15 protein-coding genes and 3 pseudogenes are annotated in these 19,270 nt (G+C 46.1%); 12 read left to right on the plus strand and 6 right to left on the minus strand.

From position 1 onward, the window contains the following. Position 1 precedes the first annotated feature (1 nt). The 4 genes from AB5935_RS00005 to AB5935_RS00020 all read left to right on the plus strand — a co-directional run bounded on the left by AB5935_RS00005 (position 2) and on the right by AB5935_RS00020 (position 4,968). Positions 2–1,948, plus strand: coding sequence for a RagB/SusD family nutrient uptake outer membrane protein (locus AB5935_RS00005; RefSeq protein ID WP_368327299.1), 1,947 nt, complete (start codon positions 2–4; stop codon positions 1,946–1,948). A gap of 201 nt (positions 1,949–2,149) precedes the next feature. Beyond that, entirely contained in the window at positions 2,150–3,586 is a 1,437-nt protein-coding gene (locus AB5935_RS00010) for a glycosyl hydrolase family 28 protein (protein ID WP_038610831.1), read from the plus strand. Positions 3,587–4,336: 750 nt separating this feature from the next. After that, on the plus strand, positions 4,337–4,642 hold the full coding sequence (locus AB5935_RS00015) for a DNA-binding protein (protein WP_038610822.1): 306 nt from the start codon (positions 4,337–4,339) through the stop codon (positions 4,640–4,642). After that, positions 4,639–4,968: a hypothetical protein gene (locus AB5935_RS00020; RefSeq protein ID WP_007482332.1), complete on the plus strand. Its 330-nt coding sequence runs from the start codon at positions 4,639–4,641 to the stop codon at positions 4,966–4,968. Before AB5935_RS00015 ends, AB5935_RS00020 begins: the two co-directional genes overlap by 4 nt. A gap of 162 nt (positions 4,969–5,130) precedes the next feature. On the opposite strand, the gene AB5935_RS00025 is transcribed toward AB5935_RS00020, so the two are convergent. The 5 genes from AB5935_RS00025 to AB5935_RS00045 all read right to left on the minus strand — a co-directional run bounded on the left by AB5935_RS00025 (position 5,131) and on the right by AB5935_RS00045 (position 12,348). Beyond that, a complete protein-coding gene (locus tag AB5935_RS00025; protein ID WP_038612519.1) occupies positions 5,131–6,147 on the minus strand; it encodes a hypothetical protein in 1,017 nt (338 codons plus the stop codon). 81 nt (positions 6,148–6,228) lie between these two features. Next, a complete protein-coding gene (locus AB5935_RS00030) occupies positions 6,229–10,185 on the minus strand; it encodes an N-6 DNA methylase (protein WP_038612516.1) in 3,957 nt (1,318 codons plus the stop codon). A 153-nt stretch (positions 10,186–10,338) separates the two neighbouring features. Then, the gene (locus AB5935_RS00035; protein WP_007482326.1) at positions 10,339–10,518 is read right to left on the minus strand and encodes a hypothetical protein; all 180 of its coding nucleotides are present in this window, start codon (positions 10,516–10,518) and stop codon (positions 10,339–10,341) included. Further along, on the minus strand, positions 10,508–10,948 hold the full coding sequence (locus AB5935_RS00040) for a DUF1896 domain-containing protein (RefSeq protein ID WP_038610820.1): 441 nt from the start codon (positions 10,946–10,948) through the stop codon (positions 10,508–10,510). The genes AB5935_RS00035 and AB5935_RS00040 overlap by 11 nt, the downstream gene beginning before the upstream one ends. A 110-nt stretch (positions 10,949–11,058) precedes the next feature. Next, on the minus strand, positions 11,059–12,348 hold the full coding sequence (locus tag AB5935_RS00045; protein WP_038610817.1) for a DUF3945 domain-containing protein: 1,290 nt from the start codon (positions 12,346–12,348) through the stop codon (positions 11,059–11,061). A gap of 258 nt (positions 12,349–12,606) precedes the next feature. On the opposite strand from AB5935_RS00045, the gene AB5935_RS00050 reads away from it, so the two are divergent. Further along, entirely contained in the window at positions 12,607–13,338 is a 732-nt protein-coding gene (locus tag AB5935_RS00050; protein ID WP_038610813.1) for a hypothetical protein, read from the plus strand. 108 nt (positions 13,339–13,446) lie between these two features. Further along, a complete protein-coding gene (locus AB5935_RS00055; RefSeq protein ID WP_038610811.1) occupies positions 13,447–14,328 on the plus strand; it encodes a hypothetical protein in 882 nt (293 codons plus the stop codon). 147 nt (positions 14,329–14,475) lie between these two features. On the opposite strand, the pseudogene AB5935_RS00060 reads toward AB5935_RS00055, so the two are convergent. Further along, positions 14,476–15,870 (minus strand): annotated as a pseudogene (locus tag AB5935_RS00060) (type IV secretory system conjugative DNA transfer family protein); the annotation flags it as partial. On the opposite strand from AB5935_RS00060, the pseudogene AB5935_RS00065 reads away from it, so the two are divergent. The 6 genes and pseudogenes from AB5935_RS00065 to traN all read left to right on the plus strand — a co-directional run. Then, positions 15,867–16,181: pseudogene (locus AB5935_RS00065) on the plus strand (conjugative transposon protein TraJ); the annotation flags it as partial. The pseudogenes AB5935_RS00060 and AB5935_RS00065 overlap by 4 nt on opposite strands. A gap of 30 nt (positions 16,182–16,211) precedes the next feature. Next, positions 16,212–16,835: pseudogene (traK, locus tag AB5935_RS00070) on the plus strand (conjugative transposon protein TraK). Continuing rightward, a complete protein-coding gene (locus tag AB5935_RS00075; RefSeq protein ID WP_038610803.1) occupies positions 16,825–17,115 on the plus strand; it encodes a hypothetical protein in 291 nt (96 codons plus the stop codon). Before traK ends, AB5935_RS00075 begins: the two are co-directional and overlap by 11 nt. Beyond that, a complete protein-coding gene (locus AB5935_RS00080; RefSeq protein WP_038610800.1) occupies positions 17,099–17,947 on the plus strand; it encodes a conjugative transposon protein TraM in 849 nt (282 codons plus the stop codon). The genes AB5935_RS00075 and AB5935_RS00080 overlap by 17 nt, the downstream gene beginning before the upstream one ends. A 30-nt stretch (positions 17,948–17,977) precedes the next feature. Next, positions 17,978–18,364, plus strand: a complete 387-nt coding sequence (gene traM, locus AB5935_RS00085; RefSeq protein ID WP_038610797.1) for a conjugative transposon protein TraM — start codon at positions 17,978–17,980, stop codon at positions 18,362–18,364. Positions 18,365–18,368: 4 nt separating this feature from the next. Next, positions 18,369–19,268 carry a conjugative transposon protein TraN gene (traN, locus tag AB5935_RS00090; protein WP_038610794.1) on the plus strand — a complete coding sequence of 300 codons (900 nt, stop codon included), beginning with the start codon at positions 18,369–18,371 and terminating at the stop codon, positions 19,266–19,268. The last annotated feature ends 2 nt before the right edge of the window (positions 19,269–19,270 follow it).

The raw sequence follows: 19,270 nt of genomic DNA on the forward strand, positions 1-19,270 counted from the left end.
AATTATCTGCAAATTCAGTAATGAGAGGACGTGTAAACGCAATAAGGACGTTCAAGGGCTTAGTTGCGGATTTGAGGATAATGTAATTGGATGGAAAAATCTGGATGATAAGCCGTCTTACGATGATATAATGGACCGGGGGACGGATATCAGTGGACTAGGAAGCAATGGAGGTGGTTCTGCACCGGAAGAAAATTGGAGTTGGGACAAGCCTTATTCCCATATCCGTACTTGCAATATCTTGTTGGAAAAGGCAGAAGCCTATGATGGAAGCCAAAGCGATATTGCCCAGTCAGTGGGTACTGCTTATTTTTTTCGTGCATGGCAGCATTTTTATTTGTTGCAACATTTTGGTGGTGTGCCTATTTCAGACCATGTGTTGACTGTCAGTGACGGAGTGTTACAGGCCCCTCGAAACAGTCGGTATGAAGTGGCAGCCTTTATTATGTCCGATTTAAGAGAGGCTGTAAAGCACTTACCTAAAGAGACAGAAATCCCGGAAGGAAGCAAAGGAAAAGTAAGCAAGGAAGCTGCCAAGTCTTTTTTGGCCAGAGTATTGCTTTATGAGGCTACGTGGGAAAAGTATGTTCCTGCTATCAATTATGATTTAGATGGTGATGGTACTTCACAAGGGGCAGGCACTGCTAAGCCAGAAGGATATCCTTCTATAACCGATATGCTGACAGAAGCAAAGCAGATGTCAAAAGAGGTGATAGAAGAAGCTGAAAGTGGAACTTATAAGTTGTGGACAGAATGTGACTCTTTGAGTTATTACTATTTGTTTAATATTGATGATAAAGGTGGGAATATTCCTAATTTCAAAAGTGCGGGAAAAAGTACAAATAAAGAATTTATTTTTTACAAAAAATATGACTACGATCTGAACCGCGGTGGTATTAATTTATCGCATTCAGTCATGGTAGGCGCAGCAACGGGTATGAGTGCCCAGTTTGGTGAATCTTTCCTTTGTCGCAACGGACTTCCTATTCGTATCAGTTATACAGGTAGTATGTCTGATGCGCAGAATAATCCAGAATTCGAGGGATATGCTACATTTATAGGTGAATATCGTAATCGTGATTATCGTTTTGTCGGCTGTACTTTCTTGCCTGACCGTGTATCTTATAGTAGCCGTACTGAAGATGGACGTCAGCGTACGGATGCTAATCAACCGTATCCTACTCCTGTGTTTCCGAAGGACAATGATCATTATGATCCTACTGATCCCGTATATAGCAGTTCTTGTGCAGTGTTCCATCCCACAATCAGAAATAATAGTACAATGGGGGGATATAGCAGCCGTAAATATCTGATTGAAGGAGCGAATCGTCCGGATAATACAGAATCTGCAGATTTCCCGTTGATCCGTTTGGCAGAAGTACATTGCATTTATGCCGAAGCTACTTGTGAATTGAATAATGGAAACATTTCAGATGAAGATCTTAATTTTTCTATTAATAAAAATCGTGCCCGTGCCGGAGTGGCTCCTTTGACCAATGCGTTGATTGCCAATGTTTGGGATGCTGGTTATTGGGATCATGCTACAGGAAAAACTATTTGTAAAAAAATGAATATGTTGGATGAAATACGTAGAGAGCGTGCATGTGAACTTTTTGGTGAAGGCTTTCGTATGGACGATTTGAAACGTTGGGGTATTGCGCATATCAACCTGACTGGCCGTAAACTGGGCCGACATGTTTTGAGGACAGCATACGAAACAGAGAAAGCCAATGATGCCACTTACTTCGGTGAACCTTGTTATTATCCGGAAAAGTATCCTTTGCTTTATGGGCTTTATGAGGGCTCTGATCCTAACGACCCTGACTATGGACGTTCTATAGCAACTTTGGCTGGTAATTTGCTTTATACACAAAGAGATTATTTAGATCCTATTCCTCGTCAGCAGATACGTTTGAATCCGCAATTAACGCAGAATCCCGGTTGGTAATAAAAACTGAAGGATAAATCGAAAATCAATAGACTGATTTATAGCAGATAGGGTGTGAAATAAGAATATTCTTTAGGTAAAAGATTATTTCACGCCCTAATTTATAATGAAATTGCAGTATATTAGAATTGCCGGTAGGCGATTTGAGTGATTGATAGTTATCGAACGTATATTCTATAAAACCAATAATAAACTTTACAAATGGAAAGAATGAGAACATTATGCTTGATAGGTCTTTTATGGATGATGACCTGTATCCTTTATGCGCAAAACCAGTTGATAACTTACACGGTTCCCGGTGACGGGGTGGAGTTGAAAGACGATTTTACAGTTCGGGTGAGGCAATCGGGCGGTGGATGGAAAGAAGTAGTCACTTATCCGGTGAAAGTAGATGAAGTACGCCAGACGAAGCATCATGTTGAACTGGCCTCAATGGGATATTTTGACTTTTCCGGGCAGGTGGAAGTTTCCGTCACCTATAATAAAGGAGAAGTAAAGAGTGGCAGGGTGCGTCCGTTGTCGTATGGTATCACTCCGAGGACCAGCGGCAGTACGATAACTTTTACACTAGACCGTCCGCGTAACTTGTCCATTGAAGTAAATGGAGACATCTTCCATAATCTTCATCTTTTTGCGAATCCGATAGATGAAAACCGCCCGAAGAAATTGAAAGACAAGAATCTGATTTATTTCGCTCCGGGAATACATCAGTTACCCGGCGATACACTCAATGTTCCTTCGGGAAAGACTGTCTATGTGGCAGGTGGGGCCATTGTGCGTGGATGTATCCGTGCGGTCAATGCCCGTGATGTGAAAATTCTGGGACGGGGTGAGGTGCATCCCGAAGGTCGTGGGGCAGGTATCAGCATTATTAATTCACGAAATATATATGTGGAAGGTCTCATCACAACCCAATGTCCCACTGGAGGTTCGGACAGTGTGACAATCCGCAATGTAAAGGCCATCAGTTCATACGGGTGGGGGGACGGTATGAATGTGTTTGCCAGCAACAACGTCTTGTTTGACGGAGTATTTTGCCGTAACTCCGATGATTGCACTACCGTGTATGCTACACGTATGGGGTTTCATGGCGGATGCCGTAATGTAACAATGCAGAATTCTACCCTGTGGGCAGATGTGGCGCATCCTATTTTTATCGGGTTGCATGGAGATGTGGAAAGAAATGAAGTGATGGAGAATCTGACTTACCGGAACATTGATATTTTGGATCATCGGGAAATGCAGGTGGATTATCAAGGCTGCCTGGCTATCAATGCAGGTGATAATAATCTGGTCCGGAATGTGCGGTTTGAGAATATCCGTATCGAGAATTTCAGGCAAGGACAATTGGTGAATCTGCGTATATTTTATAACAAGAAGTATTGCAAGGCTCCGGGCAGGGGCATTGAGAATGTGCTTTTTAAAGATATTACCTATAATGGCGATCATGCCGAACTCTCACATATTGTTGGCTATGACAAGGAACGGATGGTGAAGAATATTCGTTTTGAGAATCTGAAGATAAACGGTAAAGTTATATCGGATGATATGGCCGGCAAGCCTGCATGGTATAAAACATCAGACATGGCGCGTTTCTTTGTTGGGGAACACGTGGGCAGTATTGTATTTACAAAATAAAAAAGGTCAGTCTCAAGCAAGAGTTTCAAGAAGATTTAAACAACTCAGCTAAAAAGACCTACAACATTGTCTAAAGAAAATTATTATAAATGGCATGAGGTAGCAGTGAGTTCGGTAGTATAGCGACTGTTTTCTTACTGTATGTTTTTTGAAAAATATCTGTCACACTGTCATATGACTTTTCAATGCTTTGTTATACAGCGTGTTAAATCTGTGATGAATACTGTGACAGATAAAAAAAGTGTCACCCTTCTCTGTCACATAGAAACGGATGAAGTAGTTCTCTCGACGAACTATTTCATGCAGATAACCTATATGGTTAACAGGGTGTTCCAACGTGTGGAACAGTTGATTTCACCATCAGAAACAAAGTGTTTTAATGTAACTTCTTGATTTATATTTATTTATAGAGATATTCAAAGATATAGGTAACGATTTGGTTGCAAAAGTCTTGCTTTCAGTTACACTGCTTTGCATAATTTCAAATAACTATGTACAAATATAGGTAATAGTTGCAATATAGCCAAATTTATTCAGATATATTTTGCGTACAATACTGACTATTAGAATTTTAACTTATATCGGTGCATAAAATTCTTCCCATTGAAATAGCCGGAATTACCCTCCGGCTATTTTTGTACCTCTTTGTCGGTTTCTGTCTTTTTTTGTCGGTTGCTCAACGGTTGAGTAACCAATGGCCTCATAATAACTCTGTAATATTGCACCATAAACGATAAAAACAAGGTCAATATGAATAACAGAAAAGTCGTACCGGGTGCCGGAGTTACCCATATGTTAAGTACCATCCTTGCCAAAGTGAACAGGATTGAACAGCTGCTTTCACCTAATATTGAAAACCTGCCGGACAGCGAGATTCTGGATTCAAAAGGAGTCCGCCTGCTGACCAAGATGTCCGACAGGACACTTTTGAGACGTCGCAATGACGGCACGCTGCCCTTTCACCGCGACAAGGGAAAGATTTACTACCGCCGTTCGGACGTGCTGCGTGCCATGTTACTGGAAAAGGAAGAACACTCTAAAAATAAAAGGTTATGAGAAAGATGATCAAGATTGAAAGCAGTTCATTCGCTGCGCTCGTGAGAAGTTACAAGAAGTCCCTCAACATGCTGGCCGTACTGCAACATATCTGTGAGGACAACAGTGTCGAATTGTCCATGCTGCCGGATGAGGTATGTGAACTGATAGGGCTTGAACCGGCTGAAATAGAGAAACAGCGTCTGAACGGACGTCTGCGCTTTGCGGAAGAGGAAAACGGCACAAGGCATTACTCAATCGTGGATATAATCAACCTGAAGGATTCGATTGACAGCAGGAGAATAAACAGGCAGGTAGAGGAACTTTCATTCGAGGAAACGGACTGATGTGACACATCCCCGTTTCAGACAAGGGCACGGACGGCAGGTCGGATTTATCCGGGTGCCGTCCGTGCCTTTGTCCTTTCCTGAAAACGGCTCTTTGCGGCAAACTGCGGAAGTGGAGCCTGCGCAGCTTCCGGGGTTTGCCGCAATGTGCCGTGGGAAACATTACGATATTTTTCGGGTTTCCTTTGCCGGCATTATAATTTTCATGGACGGTACATGCCTTGCCTGTTGTGACTGGTCGGGTGCAATATCGCTGCCGCTGACCGGTCTGACCTTTTCCTGCCCGGCCATATCATCGTTCCCGTACTGTTCGGGCTGTTTCAATGTGAGTTGTATCCTCCGGTTCAACGTGGCGAGTTCCTCTGTCAGTTCCTTTATCTCCCCCTCTTTGGGCCAGAGCGTGGAGACTATCTCACGCAGGACCGGCAGGTCTTTCTCCAACTCCGTATTGTCCTTTTTCCGTTTCTCTATCATGCCGGGAATACGCTCCAGCGCATTGATGAAGTTCATTACGGCCAGCTTCGGGTCTTTGGCGATATACCCGTTATTATAGGTGTATTTGATGCCGTCCAGTCCCTCGACCATGAACTTGTTCTGCAAGGATTCCGTGCTTCCGTCCCAGACCTTTTCGGAACGTACCAGAATACGGAAGTCGAACAGCGTTCCTATTTTCATATAGTCATCCTCAGTCCGGGCATTCCGGTTGATTGCGGACAATCTGTCGGCCAGAATCTCGATATTGCCGGACTCCACCCCGTCCAGTTTGAGCGGATTGGGCCTCAATCCGGTGGCCGTATCCGTAGGGGCAACCCGGTTCAGGTATTCCCAATCCCGCGTGAAACGCTCTATGAAAGTTTCGTTCTTTTCAATTTCTGAAACCTTCTCGTGCAGCTTCCCTTTGGCGTTCCCCTTGTTCCTGTGGTATGCCAGCCTTTCGCTCTCAAGGACCGCCAGTTTCTTTTCCAGCTTGGCCTTTTCCAGCAGGTCGTTGTTGTCTGAAAGAATGGCCACGTACTCACTGAAGCTCACCCCGCCGTTTTCATCCATCGCTCCCTCATCAATGGTCCGTGTAGCGAGATTATGGCTTTTTAACTGGTTGATGAACACCTGCTTGTTATGAAGCAGGTTGAACTTGTAACTGTCCAATGATTTTTCCACCGTATAGATATAGCAGTCCACCGTATTGCCGGCATGTTCCTTGGCCACGATATTCCCTTTTCTTACCGCTCTTCCGTTACGTTGTTCCAGGTCGGAAGGCCTTCAGGGTATGTCCAGGTGATGGATGGCCACGGCCCTCTGTTGGGCGTTGACTCCCGTTCCCAGTTTCTGGGTGGAGCCGAAAAGGAAACGGATGCGTCCAGAGTTCATGTCGTCAAACAGTTCCTTACGCGCGTTGTCGCTGTTCACTTCCTGAATGAAACGGATCTGCTTTTCCGGAATGTCGTGGTCTTCCACCAGCTTGCGCCTGATTTCGCTGTAAATGTTCCATTCGTCCGGCTTGTACGTGCTCAGATCGGAAAACACGAATTGCGTGCCCTTCTGGTCGAGATACTTGTAGTAGTATTCCGCAATCCTGGCCGCGCAGTGGGATGCCTTGTTTCCCGGATTGTCCCCGTATTTCATGTCGATGAGGCGCATGTCAAGCGACATCTTGTTCGAGTAGTTGGTGGCTATCAGCATTTTCGCCTTCTCCTCCGCATCGGACAGCGGAAGGCGGTCTATATGGGTGGCGTCCCCGCTCTCCGCAAACTTTATCAGCTTCTCTATGGACATCTCCTGGTCGGGTGTGGGCGGTATATGGTACAGCTGCTGATTAAGCTTCGGCCTGTCCACACCCACGTCTTCCGCAGTCTTGTAGTCGGTTATCTCCGCGTAGAAGTTGGCAAGTTCGGGTACTTTGATAAAGTACCTGAACCGTTCCTTCTGCACGATCTGGTTGGTCACGGAGAACTCAAAATCCGTGCTTTTCTTGGCATATACGGCGGCCCAACCGTCAAAGCAGGTGATTCCCTGCCTTTCCATTTCTCTGGGGCGAAGGTATTTGAAAAGCAGGTAAAGCTCGGTCAGACTGTTGGAGATGGTCGTACCCGACAGGAAGGTGGCCCCCAGGTCCCTACCGGAACGTTCCTGAATGGTACGGATGGCAAAAAGCAGGTTCATCGCCTTTATGCTTCCTTCCGGGTTTCCAAGTCCCGAAACCCTTGCGTGACGGGTGTTGAACATCAGGTTCTTGAAATTATGCGATTCGTCCACGAACAGGTGGTCGATGCCCATCTGTTTGAAATCAACCACGTCATCCGTCCGCCCTTTGATGGTATCCTCCAGTTTTTCAAGTTTCGCCTGAAGATTCTCCTTCCTCTTTTCCAGCCCGCGTATAATCCAGCCGCTGACCTCGTTTCCCTGTTGCTCGAATACGGCAAGGCTCTCCTCTATGCTTTCTATCTCCTTATTGTATATCTCCTGCTGTATCTCCGGTGACTGGGGTATTTTTCCGAACTGGTCGTGCGTGAGTATGATGCAGTCCCAGTTGTTGTTCTTGATGTCATGGAATATCCCGACACGTTTTTCGGGGGTGAAATCCTCCTTTCCCGGATACAGTACCTTCGCGTTCGGATATGCCCTTTTGAATGTGTCGGCGATGTCGTGCACGTTGCTCTTCAACCCTATAATCATGGGCTTGTCCGCCAGTCCGAGACGCTTCATCTCGAAGGCGGCCACACACATGATGAGCGTCTTTCCGGTGCCCACCTCGTGGTCGATTATCCCCCCGCCGTTGAGTTTCAGCATCCATACCGCATTTTTCTGGCTGTCATACAAGCCGGGGATGTCAAGACCTTTCAAATCAAGGAAAGGAAAGTTTTGGCAGGAGCCGTCGTAATCCGGCCGTACATAACAGTTGAACTTGCGGTTGTACATGCCGGCAAGGTTCTGCTTGAATTGCGGGAGCTGCTCGTTCAGCCAGTTCACGAACTCCTTGCGTATCTCGTTGATCTTGGCGTCGGCAAGCTGGATGGCGTCGGCATCGCGCACCTTTATGTCTTTTCCGTCCTTGTCCTGTACGGTTTTTGTGATGTCGGGCACGGTGTTGTGCAGGGCATGTTTCAGCAGGTCATTCCCGTAATATCCCCTTTTTTCTCCTTTCACGAAGTATTTGTCGGTGATGTTCGCGTTGCTTCCTTCAAGGGTTATGCCGAACTCGTCGATGCTTTCCGTATAGCTGATGCGAGTCTTTACCCCGAAAAGGTATTCCGCAAACTCTTCATATACGGATGTGGGTATCCACCGTTCACCCAGGTTGAAATCAAGCAGCTCGAAGCCGATGGGTTCCGGTGCGGCGTCCTTCAGCGCTTCCAGCGACCTCCCGCTTTCCTTGTCATCGGGGTATTCCTTGAGATGTTTCTCTATCCATTCCGCTTTGGCGATGACGTTCCCCGCAATGAAACGGTCCCTTATCTCGTATCTTTTCATCATGGGGTTGTAGAAGATACGGCTTTCAAGCTGCTCAAGCAGTTCCCGCCTGCCGATGTCGCTCAGGCTCTCCATATACTCCAGATTCACCTCCCCGAACTTGTTCAGTGAGGCCGCGAGCGCTTCCTGGGCGGTGTCCGCATGTTTGACCTCGTTGGCATTGAATGATACGGGGACGGTGAATATGTCCGCTTTCTGTATCTTGCCCCGGATGCTTCTTTCCAGTGAGAGCATTTCCCTGCCTCCCGCATCCATCAGCAGGAACTTGGCGTTGTCCTTGTGGTTGAGTTCCAGGAACATGCGTCTGAAACGGTCATACTGCCTGTTGAGTTCCTCACGCAGGCCGGGCTGTTCGGTTTCCGTCTCGGCTTCAGTCCTGTAAAGCTCATGGTATGCCTCACGAAGGGGGATATAATAAGAGGCCCGGTATTGCTGGGTTACTGTCAGTCTGAGCGGGTGGAACTGTACTTCGGGGGTGCTCATGCCCCGAAGGTGGCCGTATTGTTCGCCTGATTTTACAATGGAGCCGTTCTTGTATTCCGGTTTCAATTCCCCGTCAAACGCTCTTGGTTCCATTTCTTTTTTGCGTTCCTCCTCCATCTTCCTCCTGCGTTCCTGCCATGCCGCCTCCGCCTCGGCCTGCGCCAGGGAAAGGTCCTCTTCCTGGACCGCTTCGTCATAAGCGTTCTCCTGCGAGAAGAGATTGAACATTTCGGGCGTGTTATCCTTCTTCTTACGGGATGCCGTCACAACTTTTCTTTCCGGCATTCTGCTTTCCGGTACTTCCGTCTCTTCTTCGGCATAAGTGTCGAAAAGGTTGAGCATGGGTTCATACGGTCTGGTGGAAGGGAGATGTTCCACCCGCTCGCTTTTTTGTGGCCGTTCGCCCTCTTCCGTTATGGTGATTGTCGGTAGGATGGTTGTGGACGGAACGGACTTCCGGGATAGGTTCTCCGTGTAGAGTTCCCGGTTCAGACGGTTCTCGATGTCCCGCAAGAGCAACCCACCGAGTTCTTCGGAAATGGTCTCCACGCTACCGTCATGGATGAAGTTCATGGCGGGCTGCCCGTACATGTTCTTACCGGTCTTGACAGCGGTATGGATAATGTGGTCCAGTTCCTTGTAGCTGTTGTTGATGGTGATGTTTCCGGGCAGTGTGCGGGTCTCGATGAAGTTCCGTTCCGCTTCGGTCAGTCCGTTTTTCCGGCTATTCTTCTGCAATACGATCAAGTCGCTGCTCACTTTGGTTCCGGCATCGGTGAAAAGGTTGCCGGGCAGGCGGACAGCCGAAACCAGTCCGGCGTGGTTCACCAGCCATTCCCGTATGGGACGGTTGCCGGGCGAGTCCATGACTCCCGAAGTCGTGATGAAGGCCATTATGCCGCCTTCCCGCAGCGTATCCATGCCTTTCAAAAAGAAATAGTTGTGTACGGCGTTGAGTACCCCTTTGCGTACCGGATCGCCACTGCGGTCAAAGTCACGGTCATATACTCTGGTATCTCCGAACGGGATATTGGAGGACGCCACATCGAAATAACCATTATAATAAGGTTGTATGGTCTGGAAGCCGTCTATAATGACCTTGCTGTCCGGATAGAGCGCGGAGAGAATCCTTCCGGTGAGCTTGTCCTTCTCAAAGCAGGTTATTTCAGGCACGTCCTTCAGAGAGCTGATGAAAACTCCGGTACCTGCGGAAGGGTCAAGAAAACGTCCGGGGACGACACCCGACGCCTGCAACGTCCTCTGTATGACGGATGCCACCGCTTCGGGGGTATAGAATGCGGTAAGTACGGAATTTTTAAGGCTTTGTATATACTCCTTGTACTGCTTCTCGTCCGTGGAATACTCCCGAAGCAGTTCATGCAGCAGTCTCACCTGAGGGAACAGTTCCTTGTCAGCCGTTCACTTTCCGATGTCCGTGTCTTTTTCTGCCGGATTGAGGATACATTTCAGTCCTCCGAAACCGGTGTAGCCGTTCAATACTTTGCGCCCTTCTTCGGTGAGACAAAACTCCGGGCGCATGAACAGGTATTCAAGTGCGGCCATGTTGTCCGCCAGATGTTGTCGCTTGTTATATGCCATATTGTTCTATATTTGATTGGATGAAACCTGTCAGTTCGATGGTGAGGATACGGTAAGAAGGGGAAGCCTCAAACCTGTCGTCTATGGGATATTTGTTGAATACGGCTTCTGCGGACGGCAGTAGTCCCAGGCAGAGACCCTTCCGCTTTTCAGGGGGCACTTCCAGGAACCATTCCGACACCACTTCAAAAAGGGTGTCGAACTTGGAAAACTGCAAGTCCCGGTAAAGCACGGCGTCCGACTGTTCCAATGCCTGCGTGACGGTCAGACCGTCACGTATGGAATGTTCATAGACATTGGCTGCCTCATCGGCTCTTGACCTGATAAAATCCGGATTCCCGGCCATGTGGGGATGACTTTCTCGTAAATGAAGAAGGAGAGCCGTTTCAAAGTATGACAGTTCTCCCTCTGGTGTATTGTTATGTTGCATAATCGGTTTGTTTTTACGTTGGATGATTCCATATATTCATTAAACATATACCCGACGGCCATCGGTGTGGTAATCGGGTATATATGTGAAGTGTGGCCGTTTCCGTAAGACTATGCCACGGAAAAGCTGTTTTTCTTGGGTTTGGGCGTGAAGGATGCGGCGTGACGTACCGTCTGCTTGCTTTCCTTTTTCTGGTCCTGTTTCCGGTTTTCAAGATTCGGCTTGTACTCCCTCGCGTTCTTTCCTATGAGAAGGTTGTTGCTCTTGTTGCTGAAGCGCACGTCATCGGAGAATGTCCTGCCCTTGTAGCGCATATTCTCAATATATACCATTTCATGGTTTTCCAGCATCTTTTTCTGTTCGGGGGTGATTCTGGCTCCCATGATGGTGTCGTTCACTTTCAGCTGTTCTCCGGCCTGCTTGAATGCGATGTCCATGATTCTCGGATCGACAAAGGCCACGCCGGAAAGAAGCGTGTCGTTCTTGCGCTGTATGTCATTGATGGAAAGTTGCCCGCCTGATGCGAGAACCTGCTTCTGCTTGTCGTCCAGTCTTTTCCCGTAGATGTAGTCCGGTATCTTGATGGCGTCCACGGGCATCGTGATGATACGGTTGCTCGGTTCATGGAAAGCCACGTAACAGTTGCATACTTTTCCTGTGTAGGTATCCTTCATCTCCTTTATTCCTCCCAGTGTTCCGGTATCCTGGAGTTTCTGCTTTTCCTCGTCCGTGAATACGCCTTTATAGGCGGGTAGGTCATATTGCGGCTTGTCGAGCCTGCCCAGTGTTTTCAGCTGTACCTTGCCGTCCTCACCCTTGACACAGAGGAAACAGGCCTCACCCATGTCCTGCTTGATACCGTTGACTTCCTTGCTGATGGGGAAGGCGGTGGAAGTGATTCTGCCCTTGAGCATTTCACCCATGCAATGGTTTTCAAACAACAGTTGCTTGTCCACTCCCAGCGCACTGAGTTCCTTCCAGGGAAGCTGGTGCTCGTCGAACTTGTAGCGTCTGGCAAGTTTGGCGATACGCCCTTCATCGTTCAGTTCACTGTTCTCTACCAGTTTTTTGCCTTCCGGTCCGGGGTCTTCCCCCTTTCGGATCTGGATGACGGCGTTCAGGGTCTTTTCCAATACAGCGAGAGGGATAAGGAAGAAACTGAAACTTGTGGGATTGTTGTATTGGTTCTTGAAATTCGTGAAGAACAGTTCCAACGGTGATGTGCGGTCCAGCTTCAGAAAGCTGTTGTTGTTCTTCTTGTCGGGTGGTACGATTTCGAGACTGCCGTCCTGCTCGTTCATTTTGGAAACGACTGCGGTCTTGTTCGTTCTTTTGTCAAGGACTGCCATTACGTGCTCTTCCTGACCTTGCTGCTCTTGTTCTTGCTTTTTCTTTGCCATAAATTCTAAAATTAAAATGATACAATAATGATTATTACCGGGTAAACTTTAGCCCGTCGGTGCGAATGTAGAACATTAGTTAATAACATGTTATAATATTGAAGGTATGGGGAATGAATGGCTGTATTTGGCGTAAGTTGGCTGATTTAATGATTTTCTCTTTCAATAAATAAGAAATTAGTTTGTGATATGGAATGGAAAAGATAAATTTGCAATTCTATTATTTTAATGATTTAAAATCAATAAAAAACAATATATATGATTCCCAATATCTTTATTCAGAATGTTTCAGAAGTTTTAGGAAATACAAGTGATGGTTTAACAACGTCTCAAATTGTAACATTGTGCTCTGCATATGCAATTGATTTTAATATAGATATCCCTTATACTTCTTTGCCTTTGCCACAAGATGGTTCAGTACCTAATAAAAGAACAGCATTGAGAAAAAATTTAGAACGATTTACTCCAGAACAGCAATTTAAAATTATAAAGGAATTATGTGAACTTGAACAATTTGCAGGAAATGCTAAAGTTAAAGACTTGAAATTGAAATTAATAACTCGTTATGGACACTTAAACGTTGATTCTGATGTCATCAATGAGATACTCATTGATGAAACGAAGCATTGGCTTAATGATTATCCAGATTCTCTTAAGTTGTATCAATCTGCTCTTGATAAATTTAAAGGAAACATATTTGAAAGAAATCTATTAGATGATTTACGGTTGTCATTAGAGATTCTTTTGAAAAATATATTAGATAATGATAAGTCTTTAGAGAATCAATTGTCAGGACTTGGAAAATTTATACAAGATAGAAATGGTTCTAAAGAATTAGGAAATATGTTTCAAAAATTAGTAGAATATTTTTCAAAATACCAAAATACATATATAAAACATGATGATAACGTAATTGAAGAAGAGATTGAATTTATATTTGAAATATCATCCTCGTTTATGAAGCATTTTATTCGTATCAATAATCTGTAATTTCTACTTCAATTGGCGTATTGGACTATTGATATAGATTTGTTGATTAGACATATTTAATGATATTATTCCGAATTTGATTAATGAGTTTATTTATATAGAAAAATTATGCATAACAATATTGTTAATTTTTTGATTCAATTTATATCTCGTTGGGGATGTACAAAAGTTGTAGTATTGTATTTGTCCTTAGTTTTTTCATTCATAACATTCACAGTTGTTTCCATAACGATTGAACCTCAAAGAATAAAAATAGTATGTGGTTCTATGTCTTTTTTAAATATCTTAGCATTGATAATAATAACTTATCCGATATCTCTTTATCTTCGTCAAACACGACAGCTACGGATTAATAAAGGTACTGATATTTTTGCAACTGTATACTTACCTAATTTAGAATATATTTTCTCTTTGTTAAACATAGAGGAATACTCAATATGGAGTTATTATGTTAGTAATTCGGGGCAATTTAAACTTAAAGTGACACAATATGAAAATCTTGACAAGTTGGTACGTTTTATAAAATCGCGTAATCAATATCAAGAATTTGAGAAATGGGATAAATTGATAGCTAATTTAGGATTATTAATAGCAGATTTGATAAAAGTGTGGGATGAACATATCAAAAGTTTTGGTGATGATTATTATACTATAGAAAGTTTTTATAAAACAGAAATGTATGACCATAATTATAATGAAAAATTAGAAGCTAATTATAACTATTGCTTTTTAATTGGAGACTTAATTTTAGAGTTAACACGTTTATCTAATCTAATATTAAATAAGGTTAGAGATAAGTATCCTAACTTTTTAGTAAATATAGGTAATTTATATATTGCATATACTAATAATGATGAAGTTATTCAATACCAAGAAAAAGAGATATCAATATCACCTTATCCAGGCTTAGCCTGTTTTAAACAGGAACGATTAACTCGTAAGGAAACTTTTGGAAAATCAGGAACAAAAGAATGTACTCTGATTAAATAATTTTTGTTATAACAAATGGTCGCTATGTCACAAAAGATATATTTTAAGTGTCTGTCATTCAATTTGTATTGAAGAACCACCTTAAATATTTATTTAAAGAATTCAACTATATTTTGAATGACAGATTGGTCTCTTTTAACAAGAAAATTACTCATTATTATCCAACAAATATTTGAGTTCTGGGTCGTTCTCAATGCGTATCAGTTCATTCTCCACCAATTCCACAATATCCTGCTTAATTTGCCGGTAGTTGGCTTGTATCTGTTGCTCCATTGTATCATTGCCCTCCGCATCCAGAAAGCTGCTGATTTCAGGAATGGGCTGATAAGCCGCCGTCTCTTTCTGTACCGCATCATTATCCACCACTATCTGCGCATGGAAAATCTTCTGGTCTATCGTCTCTCCGAAATTGTCCGTTACAGCACCGACAAACATACCTTGCGAAAGTGTACTGATTTTGCTGGCAGGTATCAGACTGTCCAGTTGTGTGCTGATGGAAGTGGAAGTGTCACTGCGGTTGATGCTAACAGACTCCCGCTTTTGCAGGATTTTTCCAAACCTTTCTGATAGCGTTTTGGCCGTTTCACCCACCACTTGACCGCTGAAAACATTACCGACAGTTGACATGATTACAGCGGCTTCCTTGTCACCATAGTCACGTTTCAACTGGCTGAAGTCCTGAAAACCCAACACAACCGCTACCTTGTTGCTTCGCGCCGTGGCTATCAGATTATCCAGACCTTTAAAGAAAATCGTGGGTAATTCGTCAATGATTACACAACTTTTGAGTTGCTTCTTCTTGTTTATCAGCTTCACGATACGGGAGTTATACAAACCTAAAGCAGCACCATAAATGGAAATTCTATCGGGATTGTTGCCGACACACAGAACTTTAGGCTCCTTCGGATTATTAATGTCCAACGTGAAGTCACTACCGGACATCACCCAATAAAGCTGTGGGCTTATCAGTCTGGACAGCGGAATCTTGGCTGATGCAATCTGCCCCATCAACTGTTCGCTGGCACCGCCTTTCCATGCGTCAATAAAAGGACTCAGATAATTCTCAAGCTCAGGATAGCTTGTCAAGATTGTAAATACATCCTCGTACCTTTTATTAAGCAATTCGATGGCATGTGGGAACGTACAGTATTTGCCGTTTTCATACAATTTCAAAAACCAGATTATCGCCGTAAACAAAACAATCGGAGATTCCACAAAGAAGTCCCCCTGCTTTTGCACCCAACTTTTATTCAGGTTTAACATGATGGTATAACTGGATTCGTAGGCATCCGAAATATCCGTCATCAGTTTCGGGGCCAACGGATTGCAACGGTGGCTCTTTCTCGGATCATCGAAGTTGATTACATAAAACTTGGGGGGTATCTTATAACGGTGTCTGTATTTAATAAGGTGGTTATAAGCAATAACCGACAGGTCGTCAAATTTAAAATCATATATATAAAGTGCATAAGACTTCTCGATTGCCTGCTTTATGTAATTATTGACCACCGCATACGACTTACCGCTACCCGGCGTGCCTACCGGTGGGTGACCTGTTCGGGGCTATCCTCTCGCGCATACAGATCCTGATGTTGCAGCAGGACATCCAGCAGATGCAGGACCCGACATTCATACCGGACGCATCGAACAGCGTATATTGTATCTTCATGATTATAGGTATCATCGGTTACTTCTGCGTGCCCACAGTGTCCTCGTGGATTATACAGGCCGGCGGTGCGGGAGCTTACGGGCAGAAGGCCAACGGTGCCGGGAAGATGGCCGGGAACGGTGCGGCGGCAGTCGGCGGTGCGGTTGGTGGATCGGTAGCCGGACGCATCAAGAAAATGTTTTAAACGTATCACATTAAAAAAACAGAAAAAGACATGGAATTCAAATCATTAAAAAACATCGAGACATCGTTCCGGCAGCTGCGGCTGTTCGGAATGGTATTCCTGGGAGTTTGCGCACTGGTAACGGTTTTCGCCACCTGAAAGGCATACGACTTTGCGGAAGCGCAGCGACAGAAAATCTATGTACTGGACAGTGGGAAATCGCTGATGCTGGCCCTCTCGCAGGATGCGCAGCAGAACCGCCCGGTAGAGGCGAGGGAGCATATCAGGCGTTTTCACGAACTGTTCTTTACCTTGTCCCCCGACAAAAGCGCCATTGAAAGCAATGTGCAGCGTGCCCTTTACCTCTCGGATGAAAGCGCCATTGGCTATTACCGGAACTTGCAGGAGAAAGGCTACTTCAACCGGATGATAGCGGGGAATATCTCGCAGACCCTGACGGTGGACAGCATCGGGGGGAACTTTGACAGCTATCCGTACGAGATGAGGGCCTATTGTCGGCAGCACATCATCCGTTCGAGCAGCGTTACCGAAAGGTCGCTTGTCACCACCTGCCGCCTGAGAAATGTGACCCGGAGCGACAACAATCCGCAGGGCTTCCTGATAGAAGGCTTTACAATCATCGAAAATAGGGACATCGGGCAGTATGAAAGATAACGGGCTGAAAAAGGTCTTCCAGTCGTTCAGAACGGGGAAAGACCGCCATATAGCAAAACTCCGCAGACGCTGGCAGCGGTTGAGTTACCGGCAGCAAAGGGTCATCATTCTTTACCTGCTCGGACTCTTCGCCGCCATCGACCTTGCCTACATCGTGGGCGGTTTCTGCGGTACAGACAAGTTTCCGATTGAGGTGCGGCATCTCCAAAGGGTGATGCTTCCCCTTCCGGACAGTATCCAACCATTAAAAAACAATGTATCCAATGACACAATCCGATAAGAAAGAAGAAAAAGTAAGGGAGAAGGAGACGCTGAAAGCGGAGCCGGTATCCCCAAAGGAGAAAAAGTTAAGCGGCAAGGCCGCCGGAAAGCTGAAATTTTATGGAGTGGTGGCATTCCTCTCCCTGCTGTGTGCCGGATTCATCTGGTTTCTTTTCAAACCGGATACGGCGGAAACGGTGGAAGGGGCGGCGGGCATCAACACCACCATACCCGATGCCATCGCACCCGAAACGATGGCCGACAAGCAGAAAGCCTACGAACTGGAAGAGATGAAGAAGCGCAGGCGGGAGAAAGTGAGGACCTTGCAGGACGTGGCGGGTGACTGTCTGACACCGGATACTTCGGAAGTTAGACCGGAAGCGCCGAAAGCGGATGCCATACGGGAGTCCAGGGAACGGCAGCGGCAGATTTCAAGGCAGATCACCTCGTTCTATCAGGAGCCGGAGGAGAGTCCGAAAGTGGCCGAACTGGAACGGCGGGTGAAAGAGCTTAACGAGAGGCTGGAACGTGAACGGAAATCACAGGACCCGCTGGAACTGATGGAGAAGTCGTATGAGATGGCGGCACGCTATTTCCCCGGTCAGGCGGGCGGTCAGGTGAAGAGCATACAGCCTGCAGACGGCACGGGCAGTTCATCGGGTTATCCTGCGGCGATAGTCGCAGGACGTGCCACGGAGAATGTGGTCTCGTCGCTGGCCTCGCCTCCGCTGCCGGATTCAATCCCACGCAATTACGGTTTTGCCACTGCCGTGGGCGGCGGACAGCTTGCCGGAGCCAATACGATACGGGCCTGCGTGGCCGAAGACCAGACGGTGACTACCGGGGCATGACTAAAATTCCGGCTGCTGGAACCGCTGCAAGTGGGCGGCGTGCTTGTACCGGCCAACACTCCGTTATACGGTACGGTGCGTATTGAGGGGCAGCGGATGGCGGTCACGGTGAAATCCATTGAAAGCGGCGGCAATATCCTGCCGGTGGAACTGGCGGCATACGACATGGACGGGCAGGCCGGGCTTTTCGTCCCCAATACCGCAGAGCGTACCGCCATGAAGGAAGCCGCCGCCAATATCGGGGGCAGTTTCGGGACAAGCATCTCGTTTGCACGCAGCGCTTCGCAACAGCTTGTCATGGACGTGACAAGGGGCGTGCTTAGCGGCGGATCACAATATCTTGCCACAAAGATGCGTGAGGTGAAGGTGGCCGTGAAAGCGAATTATCAACTTTTATTCATATCCAAAAAACAGTAATCAAATGAAGACAAGAATTATTTTATCAATAGTCATGCTTTTCTCCCTGCTGGGGGCAAAAGCGCAGGAGGCGGTGGAAACAAAGATATTTCCCGCCAACCAGATTATCGCACCGCATCAGATTGAGGTGACTTTCCAGAAAACCGTGCATATCCTTTTCCCTTCCGAAGTGAGATATGTGGATTTGGGTTCGTTTGACATCATCGCCGACAAGGCGATGGGAGCGGAAAACGTGGTACGTATCAAGGCGGCGGTAAAAGGCTTTGAGGGGGAAACCAACTTTTCGGTCATCACTGCCGACGGCTGTTTCTATTCATTCAATGTGGTTTACAAGGACGAACCGGCACAGCTTTCCATCGAGATGGAAGACTGGCTCCGGGACAATCCCGAAGGCGGCATTGCCGGTGACCGCATGTTCGTGAAGCTGAAGGAACTGGGCGGGGAGACACCGCTGGTGGTGAACCGCATCATGTACACGCTGTATAAGAAGAATAAAAGGGACATCAGGCATATCGGCTGTAAGAAGTACGGCATACAGACACTGCTCAAGGGGATTTATATCAACAACGACTTGCTGTACCTGCATACATCCGTACGCAACAGGTCGGACATATCGTTTGACATCGACTATATCCGTTTCAAAATCATCGACAAGAAAGTGGCCAGACGTACCGCCATGCAGGAGAACTTCATCGAGCCGGTAAGGACGTATAACCGCCTGACGACGGTGGACGGAAAATCCACGGTGCGCAATGTGTTCGTACTGCCCAAGCTGACACTGCCGGACGACAAGCTGCTGGTGGTGGAAATCTATGAGAAGGGCGGTGCCCGTCACCAGTCGTTCCGTATAGAAAACACCGACCTTGTGGCGGCAAAGCCCGTCAGTGAACTGCATCTGAAATAGTA

The sequence above is a fragment of the Phocaeicola sp. RTP21198st1_B8_RTP21198_201120 genome, from assembly GCF_040929485.1.
In the GTDB taxonomy this organism is placed as follows: domain Bacteria; phylum Bacteroidota; class Bacteroidia; order Bacteroidales; family Bacteroidaceae; genus Phocaeicola; species Phocaeicola dorei.